This is a genomic window from Chitinophaga sp., from assembly GCF_035761305.1.
Lineage (GTDB): Bacteria > Bacteroidota > Bacteroidia > Chitinophagales > Chitinophagaceae > Chitinophaga.
Map to the genome: position 1 here is coordinate 70,783 of NZ_DASTRI010000040.1, position 13,807 is coordinate 84,589.

At 48.3% G+C, this 13,807-nt stretch carries 13 protein-coding genes; 9 read left to right on the forward strand and 4 right to left on the reverse strand.

The genetic code is table 11. From position 1 onward, the window contains the following. The first annotated feature begins 177 nt into the window (after positions 1-177). Positions 178-1,308 carry a terpene synthase family protein gene (locus VFS25_RS04285; protein WP_326460882.1) on the forward strand — a complete coding sequence of 377 codons (1,131 nt, stop codon included), beginning with the start codon at positions 178-180 and terminating at the stop codon, positions 1,306-1,308. Here the strand turns inward: VFS25_RS04285 and VFS25_RS04290 are convergent. Beyond that, positions 1,296-3,020, reverse strand: coding sequence for a hybrid sensor histidine kinase/response regulator (locus tag VFS25_RS04290; protein WP_326460883.1), 1,725 nt, complete (start codon positions 3,018-3,020; stop codon positions 1,296-1,298). The two genes, VFS25_RS04285 and VFS25_RS04290, sit on opposite strands and share 13 nt — an antisense overlap. Before the next feature lie 834 nt (positions 3,021-3,854). Between VFS25_RS04290 and VFS25_RS04295 the strand changes: the two genes are divergently transcribed. Next, complete coding sequence (locus tag VFS25_RS04295) at positions 3,855-4,508, forward strand: NAD(P)-dependent oxidoreductase (protein WP_326460884.1); 654 nt, start codon at positions 3,855-3,857, stop codon at positions 4,506-4,508. Positions 4,509-4,636: 128 nt separating this feature from the next. Beyond that, on the forward strand, positions 4,637-5,509 hold the full coding sequence (locus VFS25_RS04300; protein ID WP_326460885.1) for a sugar phosphate isomerase/epimerase: 873 nt from the start codon (positions 4,637-4,639) through the stop codon (positions 5,507-5,509). Here the strand turns inward: VFS25_RS04300 and VFS25_RS04305 are convergent. After that, a complete protein-coding gene (locus VFS25_RS04305; protein ID WP_326460886.1) occupies positions 5,482-6,759 on the reverse strand; it encodes an HlyD family secretion protein in 1,278 nt (425 codons plus the stop codon). The two genes, VFS25_RS04300 and VFS25_RS04305, sit on opposite strands and share 28 nt — an antisense overlap. Before the next feature lie 15 nt (positions 6,760-6,774). Further along, entirely contained in the window at positions 6,775-8,982 is a 2,208-nt protein-coding gene (locus tag VFS25_RS04310) for a peptidase domain-containing ABC transporter (RefSeq protein ID WP_326460887.1), read from the reverse strand. A gap of 213 nt (positions 8,983-9,195) precedes the next feature. Here VFS25_RS04310 and VFS25_RS04315 point away from each other — a divergent pair, with 213 nt between their 5' ends. The 3 genes from VFS25_RS04315 (at position 9,196) to VFS25_RS04325 (ending at position 11,325) form a co-directional block, all read left to right on the forward strand. Continuing rightward, a complete protein-coding gene (locus VFS25_RS04315; protein ID WP_326460888.1) occupies positions 9,196-9,369 on the forward strand; it encodes a class I lanthipeptide in 174 nt (57 codons plus the stop codon). A gap of 80 nt (positions 9,370-9,449) precedes the next feature. After that, complete coding sequence (locus VFS25_RS04320) at positions 9,450-10,643, forward strand: lanthionine synthetase C family protein (protein ID WP_326460889.1); 1,194 nt, start codon at positions 9,450-9,452, stop codon at positions 10,641-10,643. A 55-nt stretch (positions 10,644-10,698) separates the two neighbouring features. Beyond that, positions 10,699-11,325: a response regulator transcription factor gene (locus VFS25_RS04325; protein ID WP_326460890.1), complete on the forward strand. Its 627-nt coding sequence runs from the start codon at positions 10,699-10,701 to the stop codon at positions 11,323-11,325. Between the two features lie 361 nt (positions 11,326-11,686). Here VFS25_RS04325 and VFS25_RS04330 read toward each other — a convergent pair whose 3' ends face one another. Then, positions 11,687-12,325: a 4'-phosphopantetheinyl transferase family protein gene (locus tag VFS25_RS04330; RefSeq protein WP_326460891.1), complete on the reverse strand. Its 639-nt coding sequence runs from the start codon at positions 12,323-12,325 to the stop codon at positions 11,687-11,689. Between the two features lie 234 nt (positions 12,326-12,559). On the opposite strand from VFS25_RS04330, the gene VFS25_RS04335 reads away from it, so the two are divergent. From VFS25_RS04335 to VFS25_RS04345, 3 genes are all read left to right on the forward strand, one after another. After that, positions 12,560-12,739: a hypothetical protein gene (locus VFS25_RS04335; RefSeq protein ID WP_326460892.1), complete on the forward strand. Its 180-nt coding sequence runs from the start codon at positions 12,560-12,562 to the stop codon at positions 12,737-12,739. Between the two features lie 391 nt (positions 12,740-13,130). After that, on the forward strand, positions 13,131-13,364 hold the full coding sequence (locus VFS25_RS04340) for a helix-turn-helix transcriptional regulator (protein ID WP_326460893.1): 234 nt from the start codon (positions 13,131-13,133) through the stop codon (positions 13,362-13,364). A 49-nt stretch (positions 13,365-13,413) separates the two neighbouring features. Continuing rightward, positions 13,414-13,807, forward strand: a 394-nt coding sequence (locus VFS25_RS04345; protein ID WP_326460894.1) for a hypothetical protein, incomplete at its 3' end; no start/stop codon positions are given.

The following is a 13,807-nucleotide window of genomic DNA, read 5'->3' on the forward strand; positions in this document are numbered from 1 at the left end:
TACCTGTAAGGGAACACAAAAGGCATGCCCGCTACAGTTTGGGGAACAGGAAAAATGCGGCAACCCCCGCCGTAAAAATTGCGTAACTTATTGGTGGTTTGATGCTCTATACGCCCCAGTCATATTTACAGTAACCATTAGAAATAACCATTTATAATAACCATAAATCAATTAGTCATGTCCACAAACAATCTTCAGCAGATCAGCGCAGCTGTGCTGTCAGGTGTGCAGCTGTCTTACAACCAATTGTCAAAAGATGTTCCCTTGTTTTCACTGCAGGAGCTGTTCAACTTTGAGGGGTTTAATCTGAACAACTATTGCAAAACATTTAAACCACATCCACACATCCAATCCCTGCTGAAAGAGGCGCAGGAATTTGGCCGGCAGTACGGCATCTGGCTTGACAGCGCGGCGCATTACATCAGCTGCGCCACTTTCCTGTACCCCAATGCAGGTATAGAGCGTATGCGGGCCATCGTACAAAACCTGGCCATTGATTACTATCTGAATGATACCATGGGGCGCGATATTTTTGCGCACCTTTCACCTGCAGCGCAGGAAGCGGCCACGCAAATGAAAAAGCGCATGTACCAGCTGCGGGAAGACCTGTATATTGATGAAGACAATGCCACGCCCGTTGAGCAGGCCAATGCAACGGTGCTGGAGTATATACGGGGTACGGCGCCTATGAGCTGGTTCAGCGGATTTTTACGCTTGTATGCCTACCACATCTATGTAGCGCATAAAGATTGTAACATGAACGCCGCAGGCAGGCTGGCCAGAGTAGATGAGTATATAGACAGCCGCTGTCATCTTTCGGGTATGCATCACGTGGTAAAGTTCATTGAGTACAGTGAAGGCCGGTTCCTGGACTGGGAATGGCTGGCTGCTAACGGCATCGGCGAACAGCTGGAAAGGCTGCATTTCATTACGGCTGCTATCGGCGGGTTAATGAACGACCTGTTCTCTTTTGAAAAAGAGGTGATCCGCAATAATGCCGACTCCAACCTCGTAATGGTGATCCTGTGCAACCAACCCGGGCTTACGCTGGAGCAGGGCATCCGTAGGGCAGCGGATATTGTGCGTAACCAGCTTATCGCATTCCTGTCATTAATGGATTATGTACGCACGGCTGTGCAGCAGGCGGCAAAGGAAGCGCCGGAACAGGCGGTTATTATGCAATCGCACCTGCAGGGGCTGGAGCGCTGTGTACAGGCATCATGGATATGGCAGGTGCATACACAGCGTTATAAGTCTGAGCATTCCATATTCCGGGAAACCCGCGCCGCATTAACCTATTCGCGGTAAGAGCCGGCATTTGCGGTTGTTAAATGCGGCAGGTGCCGGCGGATTACCTGGAACAGGGATGGCTGGTCAATAGGCTTAATAACAATATCGCTGGCGCCTGCAGCAATTAATACATCCTGGAACTCAAAGCTGCCCGTACAAATGATCACGGGTATATTTTTCAGCCGCGCATCTTTTTTCAGGTGATGCAGGGTGGCGGCGCCGTCCAGTTCGGGCATCTGGTGGTCCAGCAGTATGAGGTCCGGCAGGCGGCGTTCCGGTTGCAGCTGCTGCAATACTTCGGCGCCGTTGCTTACGCTGGTTACTTCACAGCCGCACATGCTCAGGTATTTGGAGAAAAGGATGTTGTTCATTTCGTTGTCATCGGCCACCATAATATACACCTGGCTCAGGTCAGTATCTTCCTCCGGGCCTTCATGCACACTGGCTATTTTACCGGGTTTCAGGGGCAGATCTATGGTAAAGGTGGTAGTACCCTGGAGCTGGCTTTCCACCTGTATATTGCCCTGCAGCGCCTGTACCATGTTCCTGGTTATGAATAATCCAAGGCCGGTGCTCTCCGTATAACGGTTAGGCTTATTGGTTACAAACAGCTCAAAAATGCTGTTCAGCTTACCTTTTTCAATACCAACACCTTTGTTTATCACCTGTATGTTCCAGCTTTGTGCATTGGTGCCGGCCAGCTTCAGGTGCACCGTGCTGTTACGGTCGGCATATTTAACAGCGTTGCTCAGCAGGTTGGCAACAGCCTGGCTCAGTTTAAAGCTGTCGCATATTATAACCGGCGGCAGCCTGGCATCTGTATGCAGCTGTATTTGTATGTTCCGTGCTTTGGCAGTTACCTTATGCACTGCTATCAGTCTTTCAAAAAAGGCATTTACTTCAAAAGCCTCTTCCTGCACATCTTCCATTTTGCCTGCTTCGATCTTTGACATATCCAGCACATTGTTGATAATGTTGCGCGTGTTGCCCACTACGGTAAACAGCAGGTCAATGTAAGGATCAATTTTTTTCAGGTGCGGGTCCAGCCGGATCTCCCGTTTTATAAGCTGCGCTACATAATACACTGCGTTCAGCTGGGTACGCAGCTCATGGGTAACCTGGTAAATGAATATTTTTTTGGAATGATTGATCTTATGCAGATAGTCTTTGCTAAGCACATAAGGCCTGCCCACCACGGTGATCACCAGCAGCACACCGGCTATTGAAAGCGCCTTAAATATTACAGTGAGCTGGCTATCCAGGGGCACCTGTTTCACAAAATTAAAGTAGTAATTGCCTTCAATAACCACCAGTATTACTACCGCCGATATAAGGCAAACCAGCCGTGTGACGGAATTTTTAAACAGCAGGAAAGTGATGAGGAATAAAAAGATCACCATGGCCTGCAGCTCAATTACGTTGCCCAGCAACAGCCCGAAATACAGGGAGGCCAGGCACTGCACAAAAAAAGTAACCAGGGCAGCGATATGATAATACCGGTAGCGGTTAAATACAATGGCCGATGCAGCAAGCACACATTCAACAGCAGCCGGTATAAGAATAGACAGCTTTGCTGATAACATATAATAAACGCTCCCTACCAGGAAAATAAGGCAGCAAAGTGACAGACTGAGGGTGTTCACCATCATGATCCGTTGCACGAGCTCTTCATCGGCAATACCATGAATGCCGGTTCTACGGATGGAGCGCCAGATTTGGTGCGTCTTCATAACAGTTTGTTTGCAGGCGACGTTCAGAGAGCTTTTTTGTTGCAGACTTATTGTAGTGGCATAGGCAATCCCTTACTTGTCTTTCGATAGTTATTTTGTTAAACGGCAATTGGAGCCCGCGCTGTCCGACAGGCTTACGATCGTTATACGATATTAAAGGTCGGGGCGTTGTTAAAATTGTATTATCCCTCCTCAATTTACTGAATTTATAATTACAAAAGGCCTTGTGCTCACTGTGCTTACAAAACAATTCCCCGGCCTTGAAAAACCGGGGAAGCTTGATAATGTCATTAAAATATGATAACAAAACGAGTCTTGTAGCCTTAACCTCGAAGTGTTATGTCCCTATATACGAGATAAAATGATTTTAGGACTTAGCTAAAAGCAACTTTTTTCAGGATGCCAACAGCCTCGTCTATATGAATAACGCGTTTTATTCTGATTAACAATGGTTAATGAATTTACTTAAATAAATATTTATTAATAAAGTATTTGTGCTTTCAAAAATAGGGCATTTAACGGGCATCGTAGTTGCCGGAAGTAAGGAGGCTTGCTATTAATACTGATAGTGAAATACTTACATAAAGGTTACCCGCTTACTCGCTGTTTAAGAATGTCAGAAAAAACTGGTAAGCTACAGGCCCCTAAGCCGTCGCAATAGGCCCACCTGCGGCCAAATCCGGTATTTTTTTCGCATCCGTGGTTTTTGCCCCGGTGGCCTGGCGCGGAAGTTAATAATACACCGTACCGGCAGGAAATTTGGTGTTTATCTAAATAATCCTACTTTTGTACTGTAATATTTTTGATTACAGTTAATTCTAAATGCACATTAAGATGAAAGTAGCACTTATAGGCGCAACCGGCTTTGTTGGATCGCATCTTTTACCGGAACTGCTGGAACGCGGGCACCAGGTAACCGCTATTGTAAGGGACCCCGCGAAAGTAACCCTGGAACATCCTAACCTGGTGGTTAAAAAGGGTGATGCATATAATGAGGCGGAAATTGCCGGATTGGTTACCGGGCTGGATGCTGTGATCAGCACCTTTAATGCAGGCTGGCATAATCCCAACCTGTATGCCGATTTCATGAACGGTTCCAAAGCCATTCAGAACGGTGTGAAAAAGTCCGGCGTAAAGCGGTTCATTACTGTAGGCGGAGCCGGTAGCCTGGAGATAGCGCCCGGCAGGCAGCTGGTAGATACGCCTGAATTTCCAAAGGAGTACCTGCCCGGCGCCACTGCAGCCCGTGATTACCTGGATGTTATTAAACAGGAAAAAGACCTGGAATGGACCTTCATTAGCCCGGCTATAGAAATGAGCGCAGCTGCGCCGCATGGCCGTAAAGGCACCTACCGTACTGCCCTGGATAACCCGGTGTTTGATACTGAAAACCGCAGCCGCCTTTCGGTAGAAGACCTGGCAGTTGTAATTGCAGACGAGCTGGAAAAACCGCAGCACATCCGCCAGCGCTTTACTGCTGCTTACTGAGATATTACCTGGTCTTTGGCAGAACAATGGGAACAGGAGGGCTGTTTGCCTGGCAGGCAGCCTTTTTCAGCTACCATCTTTGAGCCGGAACTATTATATTAGCGCTATAACCAGATAAATTGCCACTTATGATTTTAAGGAAACTAGCGCTTTGCAGCTGCCTGCTGTTTACCGTACTAACCGGCTCCTTTACCGCTAACGCGCAAAAAGGCCAGCCCCTGCTGAAAAAACATCCGGGGGTAGTGTCTTACACCTACCGTAAATCCTTTGCCAAAGATATGCCCGGCACGCTGGACATTGTGAAGAAGAACGGCTTTACGGATATCGAATTTTCCAGCCTGTTCGGACAAACGGCGCAGGATATACGTAAAATGATAGATGAAAGAGGGATTAAGTGCTCTTCCTTTGGTGTGGGTTATGAAGACCTTACCGGCAAAACAGACGAAGTGGCAAAGAACGCCAAAATCCTGGGCGCCCAATACGTACGGGTGGCCGGCTTTCCGCACAGTAAAACCGGTTTAACGCCGGATGAGGCCAAACAGGCTGTTTCCGAGTTTAACCGCGTAGGCAAAATACTGAAAGACCAGTACGGCCTTACCCTTATTTACCATAACCATGGCTTTGAGTTTCAACCGTATGAGAACGGTACCCTGTTCGATTACATTGTGCAGCATACCAACCCGCGTTATGTAAGCCTGGAAATGGATATTCTGTGGGTGTTTTTCCCCGGCCAGGACCCGGTAGCCCTGCTTAAAAAATACGGCAACCGCTTTAAGGCCATGCATGTGAAAGACCTGAAGAAAGGCGTAGAAGGCAACCTTTCCGGCGGCACTTCCGGCGAGAACGATGTAGCTGTGGGCACCGGCCAGCTGAATATCCCGGCTATCCTGAAAGCTGCCAAAAAATCTGCAATAATGCATTATTATATTGAAGATGAAAGCAGCAACGTGGAAACGCAGGTACCTCAAAGCGTTCAATACCTGCTGGCCCTTAAAGAGTAGAACAGCCGTTCCATTATGCTTTTATCATCCGTAAGCACTTCGGCTATGCCGGGCAGCTGCGGCTGGGAGGGTATCTGCCGGTGCGCCGTTGTTAACAGGCCATTGGCCAGCTGTATGTCCATAGCATATGCTGTATCTAACGCTACCGCAGATACGTTGCTGATGCTTCCCCTGATCATGCCAAACTCCCGGAAGGGATAAGCGGCTAATTTTATCAGTACTTTCTGACCTTTTTTAACCTTGCCGGCGCCCTGCACCGGCAAGGTTGCTTTAGCCACGTAGCGCTGCACCGGCGGTACTATCATCAGCACTGCTTCGCCGCTGCTCACAAACTGGTGCGCCTTCCATATCTTAAAGAAGCTCACTTTACCGGCCACCGGGCTTTTTACCAGGTATTGCTGTTCCCACATTTCCAGCTGCCCCTGCAGCTGCTTTACCTGCTCCCGCACCTGCTGCTGCAGATCGTTTTCCTGGTGCAGCGACTGTTGCTGCAAATCTGTAATGTTTTTCAGGTATTCTGTTTGCTGCAGCTTGTTTTGCAGCAGGTTGGCCCGGGTAGCGTCTGCCGTCATTTGCTTATCCAACAGCTGGCGTTTGCTGTTATCAAATTCCAATGGGGCTATTACCTTTTCCTTTGCCAGCATAGAGTCTATCTTAAAGCGCTTCTGCTCCAGCTGCAGCTGTTGCTGCAGCAGCATATCTTTCCGTTGCAGCTCCTCATTCAGCTGGTGCTGGGTTTGCAGCTGCGATTGCAGCTGTCCTACCTTCTGTGCTGTAAAATGTTTATCTATGAAAAACAGGTATTGATTGGCAGCCTGGTACAGCGCTGCATAGCCGGCCTGCAGGGCGCCCAGCTGCAAAGGCTGCGCAAAGTTAACCCGGCGCAGGGCAGGGGCCAGCGTAAAGGAGGTGTCCAGCTGGTTTAACAGGTTTTGCAGCACAAGTATGTCGGAGTAGCGGGCGGCATTTTCCAGCAGGTACAGCGGCGTATGTTCCTGCACTGTACTGTTATTCGGCACAAATATTTCGCTGATCTTGCCGCTGCCTTGCGCCACAATTTTTACCGGCGGGTTGGCAGAGGTAATGTTTACCTGGGTGGTGATCACATCCGGGTAGTGTATAAAACAGGCGCCCGCGAACAGCAGCATAATAACGGCAAACAAAAGGGCAATGCCCCTGCGCACTATCCAGTGCGGCATTTTGCTCATAATATCCTGTACTTCCTCATGATGGTGTTGATATTGCGGCATAATAAATAAGTGTTTTTAATCTCCCAGTTCCAGCTGGTTTTTCACCAGCTCAAAATATTTTCCTTTTTTACGGGTCAGGGTTTGGTGGTTACCTGTTTCCACAATGCGGCCCTGCTCCAGCACTACAATCTGGTCGGCATGTTTTACAGTGCTCAGGCGGTGTGCTATTACCACTACGGTTTTGCCCTGGAAAAACTGCTGCAGGTTTTCTATTATGATCTTTTCATTATTGGCGTCCAGCGCGCTGGTAGCTTCATCAAAGAACAGGTATTGCGGGTTTTTGTACACCGCGCGGGCAATAAGCAGGCGTTGTTTTTGCCCGGTGCTGAGGCCATTGCCGATGTTGCCTACTTTGGTGGCATAGCCGTTGGGCAGTTGTTGTATAAAACTTTCAATGTTGGCTACCCTGGCGGCATGCAGCAGCTTGCGCTCATTAATTCTTTCATCGCCTACCGCAATATTGCGGGCAATGGTGTCTGAAAAAATAAATCCTTCCTGCATTACCACGCCACACTGCTGCCGCCACCATTTCGGCGAAAGCGTGTACAGGTCTGCATGGCCAGCCCGTATATTGCCGGCCACCGGCTCGTAAAAGCGCAGCAGCATTTTCAGCAGGGTGGTTTTACCACTGCCGCTGCCGCCTACAATTGCAGTTACCTTTCCTTCGGGAATAGTAAGGTTAACATCTTTCAGCACATAGGGACTGCTGCCGCCGCTGTACTGGAATGAAACATTTTGCAGCTCCAGGTTGCCATGTTGCAGCATGGGCGTTTGCAGCGCGGGCATAGCAGCAGCGCCGGCAGGTTCTTCGTTGTCGCGGTTATGGATTTCTCCCAGCCGCTCCAGGCTGATACGTGCATCCTGCGCAGAGCGGAAAAAGGCTAGCAACTGCTCCAGCGGGCTGTTTAGCTGTCCTGTTATATAACTTACGCCCAGCAGCATGCCCAGGGTCATGTTTCCGCTTACCACCTCCCGCGCAGCAATGTAAGAGATCAGGATGTTCTTAAGCTGGGAGAAAAACAGGTTACCGGTTTGCTGGTATTGCTCCAGTGTAAGGTTGCTGATGTTCAGCCGGAACAGGCGCGCCTGTATGCGCTCCCATTCCCACCGCTTGGGCGTTTCACAGTTGTTCAGCTTTATTTCCTGCATACCGGTGATCAGCTCGTACAGGCTGTTCTGGTTATTGCTCATTTGCTGAAAGCGTTTGTAGTCCAGCTCTTTGCGCTTTTGCAGGAAGAATACGATCCATGCAACAGACAGCACGCTGCCTGCCAGGAATATGAACAGTATCTTTAAGCTGTAAATGCCCAGCACCACGGAAAATACCAGCAAGCTTATAAAGGAGAACAGGGTGTGCAGCGTTTGCGTGGTTAGGAACTGTTCAATTCTGCCATGATCACTTATACGCTGCGTAATATCACCGATCATTTTTGCATCAAAAAAACGGATGGGCAGCTGCATTAGCTTGGTAAGAAAGTCGGAGATAATAGACATGTTAATGCGGCTGTTCATGTGCAGCAATATCCAGCTGCGTATCATTTCAACTGCTGCGGTGCCAATGAACAGCACCAGCTGCGATGCCAGCACCAGCTGAATAAAGCCCATGTTCCGGTAATTCACGCCATAGTCTACCAGGCTTTGCGTAAGAAAGGGCAGCACCAGCGACAACAGGCTGCCCAGCAGCATGCCCAGTATCAGCTGCATTATGTATTTACGGTAAGGTTTTAAATACTGGAATAAGAAATGAAAGCCTTTGCGGGCTGTAACATCTTCTTCATGCTGGTAAAACAACGGTGTGGGCTCCAGCATTAATACAACGCCTTGCTCCCCGGCTTTGCCGGCCCAGCTTTCCAGGAACAATGACTTATCTACTTTTACCAATCCATGCCCGGGATCAGCGATCAGTAATTTATTATTCGCTTTATTACCGTCATAGTTCTGCGGGGGCAGCACTACAAAGTGATCCTGGTTCCAGTGCAGGATGCAGGGCAACGCAACTTCTTTATCCAGCTGCTCAAAGCTTACCGCTGCAGCCAGTGTACGGAAGCCTATTTTTTCTGCTGCTTCGCTGATGCCCAGCAGGGAAACGCCTTCGCGGCTCATGGGGCTCATCTGCCGCAGGCTGTCTAAAGAATAATGCCGCCCGTAATGTTTTGCGATCATGCGCAAACAGGTGGGGCCGCAATCCATGGTATCTAATTGTTTGTATATGGGGAAACGCATATAGATATATATAAGACCGGGCACGAAGGTAACAGGCGGCCTTTTGTACATGCTCACCGGAAAAGGTGATTTTTTTCGTCGCCTGTTTTTTAAAAATCACCCTTTCCGGGGAGGCCGGCAGGTATTGCCGGCAATACCTTTGCGTCATCATCATCATTAATCACACACTTAAAGTTTTTACTGTTTTTTAAGATTATAAAAGCAGCGCATTGTATGAAAAAACAATCCCAAAAGAAATTAACCCTGGGAAAAATTACTGTAGCACACCTGAGCAAAGCTGACCAGCAAATGGTAAAAGGCGGTTTGCCTATTCAGTACACCAAGAGAAGCGTATGCGCCGAAGCCTGCTGCGTAAGCGACGTTAACGCTCAATGCCGTACCCTGTAAGCATTACGGTAACTCATTTATAGCGGATGTGTTCATGAAGGCACATCCGCTTTTTTTATACAGCAGCATATCGAACAATTATGAAACAGGTACAAAAAATACTGGCGGAGATCAGCCTTGCGCTGGACCGCTTTACAGCACAGGAAACAACGCCCGGCCTTTTAAGCGGCTACAGCGGGTATGCATTGTTTTATGCTTATTATCACCGGCTTACCGGCCGGCAGGCGCACCTGCGGAAAATGGAGCAGCTGGTAATGCAAATGCTGCATGCTATGGCCACTACTGAAATGGAGCATTCGCATTGTAATGGTATTGCCGGTATGGCCTGGTGCCTGCAGCACCTGATGCGGCAGGGCTTTATTGAAAAGGAGGAAGGCGCCGATGCTTTTGCAGAAACCGATAAGCTGCTGCATGCATATATTGATGAAGAGCTAAGCGGTCGACATTACGATTTTTTACATGAAGGTTTAGGTGCGGTGCTTTATTTCCTGGAACGGGAGCCGGATGCTAACGTGAACGCATACCTTGAGAAGGTGGTTACACACCTTGCGCAGGCAGCTATGCCCATGATAACCGGTATTAGCTGGAAAGATGGTTTTGTATGGAAGCACCAGCCGGGGAACCATTTTAACCTGGGCCTTGCCCATGGTATGCCGGCCATACTGGCTGTGCTGGCATTGTTATATGAACGCGGTATTTGCCTGCAACGTACCCGGGCGCTAATAGAAGGCGGGGTGGAATGGCTGCTCAGCACCCGTAATACAGCTGCCGCGCCGGGCATATCCTGTTATCCTGGTATGGTTACCGCCGACAATACACCCATTGGCAGCGCCAACAGCCGTTTGGGCTGGTGCTATGGCGATCCTGGTATTGCCGTTACCTTATGGAATATTGGCGTACGCCTGCAAAATGACCAGTACAAACAGGAAGCCTGCCGGATTTTAACACAGGTGCTGCAATACCGCAATGCAGCCAACGGGAGCATTAACGATGCAGGCCTGTGCCATGGCAGCATGGGACTGGTGCATATTTATAACCGTATATATGCCGGTAGCGGTGAGCAGGTTATGCGGGAGGGCATGGCGTACTGGCTGCAGCAAACACTGGATTTCCGCACCTGGAAGGACGGTGCTGCGGGTTTCAAAAGCCATACTATGAGCGGTAAGGAAAACAGCTATAATGTGCTGGAAGGCATTGCCGGCATAGGGCTGGGCCTGATGGCCGTACTAAATCCGCAGGCGGCTGCCTGGGACCGCTGTATGCTGCTGTCCTGAAAGGTTGTGAAAATGGGGGGTAATTTTGTAGCTTTGAAAACAGCTCATAATAATTATGGTACGCGTTTTCATTGTAGACGATCATCCCCTGGTATCAGAAGGCCTCCGTTCCCTGCTTGGTACTGAAAAAAATATTGCGCTCACCGGTTATGCTCCCAGTGGCCAGGCATGCCTGGATTATTTCACGGATCAAAAGGCCGATGTAATACTGATGGATATAGGCCTGCCGGATATGACCGGCATAGAGCTTTGCGGTATTATTAAAACCCGGTTTCCGGAAGTGATGGTGCTGGCCCTCAGCTCCTTTAACGAAGGCCATTATGTAAAACAGATGATGGAAAAGGGCGCCAGCGGTTACGTGATCAAAAATGCTGATAAGGAAGTGCTGCTGGAAGCGATATATGAAGTGAACAAAGGCAAAACCTACCTGTGCTTTGAAGCAGGGCATGCGGCCCGCAGGGAAAACAGCAATGCTGTTACCCAGCTGCCACCCCTTACCCGCCGGGAAAAAGAAGTGCTGCAGCTGATAGCCGAAGGCTATACCAACCCCGAGATAGCAGAAAAATTATTTATAAGTCTTTCTACTGTTGACACCCACCGCAAAAGCTTGCTGGCCAAGCTGGATGTTAAGAACACCGCGCTATTGATCCGTTTTGCCCTGGAGCACAAGCTGGTTAAATGAATAATTAATAATGAAGAATGAAGAATTAATAATAAAGGAGGAGTGCTATTTAAATAAAGGCGGTGGGGTATTACCTCCAATATTATTAACCTTGATTGTTATCTTAAAATTTAGTGAGCAATAACTGGGCAGTAAGGCATTATCTGACGCAAACACCTCCAATATTATTAGTTTTTGATTATTATCTCTTTAAAATTTAGTGAGCAATAACCGGCAATAACGCATTGCTTAAAGCAAACACCTCAAACAATATTAATCTTCGATTATTATCTCTTGAAATCCAGTGAGCAATAACCGGCAATAACGCATTGCTTAAAGCAAACACCTCCCCAATTATTAATTCTTCATTATTCATTATTCATTAAAACCGGACCTCCTCCACTTTTACCTGTAACCCTTTCTGATCGGTGGCTACATGGCAGGCATAATCGGGGAAGGCTTTTATTTCATGCAAATACCATTGGTTACCTTCCAGGGTAACGCTGCTTTTATTGGTTACATCCAGGTGGTTCAGCGCCGTGTTCAGGCCGCTGCCATCTGCTTTAAGGATGGCCTCTTTGCAGGTCCAGTGGGCATAAAATGCGTGCAGCGGGTTAGGAGCGTTTTGAATAGCAGCCCATTCCGTATCAGTGAACTGTCCTTTAAAGTCACTAATATCAATAGGGCGTATGGCCTCTACATCCAGCCCAACACGGCCCCGGGGGCTAACAATACAGGCCACCATACGGCCGGCGTGGGAAATATTGAAATCCATATTGTTTTCCAGGAAGGGGCGCCCGTAAATGGTATAGCGCAGCATGTGCAGGTTGGCGGTATGGCCGTACGCCTTTAATGCAGTAAGCAGCAGGTGCTTGCCCAGCAGGCTGGCATGGGCATCTTCCCACCTTCTGAACTGTGCAATCTTTTTTTGCAGGTAAACCGGTAGTTGTTCCGCCAGCGACTGAAAGGTAGCGGTAGGCAGCGGCATAGGGTAGTGGGCATAGTAAATGGTTCCCGCCATGAAATAGGATAATTAGGTTGTAAAAATAAATTGCGCCTGCAAGTTTAGAAAATTCTCACATAAATTATAATGTACATTTCCTACATAAATTATCCCACTTTAAAACCAAATGCTATAATTTAAAACTGATGGTTTTTGTTTCAAATGGTTATTTTATGCAATTTTCATTTTCATAAGCGGATGCCGAAAAGCTTTGATAGAGTAGGCATAACAGTAACCAAATAAATAAGAACTATGAAAAACTTTTCCCTGGAAAATCTTACAGAACTTTCCGCCAATGAATTAACTGAAGTGCAGGGCGGCGGTTTGTTAACCAATGTACTGGCCACCGCAACTGCAGTAGTACTGAACCTCCCAAGCATTACCCATAATGCAAATGGAACGCTCAAAAACCTTGTGGATTACCTGGTTTAGGGCGGCATAACCATGCGGCTCAAGCGGGTGCTGAAGAGCAGGAAGAATTGTCAGAAAGGCGGCGGATTGTTAACAGGTCTTGCAACCGGCCTTGCGCCATCTGTTCTGCAGCTACTGAGCGCCCTGTATAGCGTACCTGATACAACCGGTATAAATATTCACGCTAACATCCTTAGCCAAAAGGTTTAAAGCGTCCCGCTCCCGTAAATGGAACGGGGCGCTTTTCTGTTCCTTCCCGGGAGTGTTGGTAATAGCTGCCTGCAAGGTAAGCTTGCTGAAATTTGCCTTTAAGCAATCCGGCAGGATCGTTTACCCGTACGTATTTTTAAGCAAAGGCTTAATATACGGTAGCATTACCAGCTATCCTTATTCCTATTAACCAACACTATATATGGAAGGCAGAAAATTAAGATGCACCCGGCAGGTGGCCATCCTGATCAAACATTTACGAAGAAGGAAAGAATATTCCCAGGAGTATATGGCGGCACACCTGGATATATCCCAGAATGCATACAGCAAGCTGGAAACCGGTAAAATATCCATCTCTATTGACCGGCTTTGTGATGTAGCCCGTATACTGGACATTAATCCCGCAGAGCTGCTGGGCAAAATAGAAATAAACTAGCCTGCAGCGCCATACTGTTCCGGTATATCTTAACCATAAAAAACAAACTATGTCCCGGCTGTTCCCTATGGAGATGATGCAATATTCCACCTATACCTGGCTGCCCAAGGTAAAAGTGCGCACCCAGCTGCTGTACACCACGGTGCTGATAGCCGTAATGCTGGCTGTGGCAGCCCTGCCTTTTATTAAAGTAGATGTTGCTGTAAGAGCCGCCGGGCTGGTACGCCCGGTAGCGGAAAAGCATGAGCTGCGTAACCTGGTAGCCGGCACCATTGACAGTGTGCTGGCAACAGACGGGCAAAAGGTACGGAAAGGACAGGAGATACTGCGCCTGCAGGAAGCTGTGAGCAACAGCAGGCTGCAGCAGAACTCCTGGGAGCTGGAGCAGCGCAATAAATATATTCATGACCTGGAAATACTTACTGCAGGCAGCAGCAGCGGGC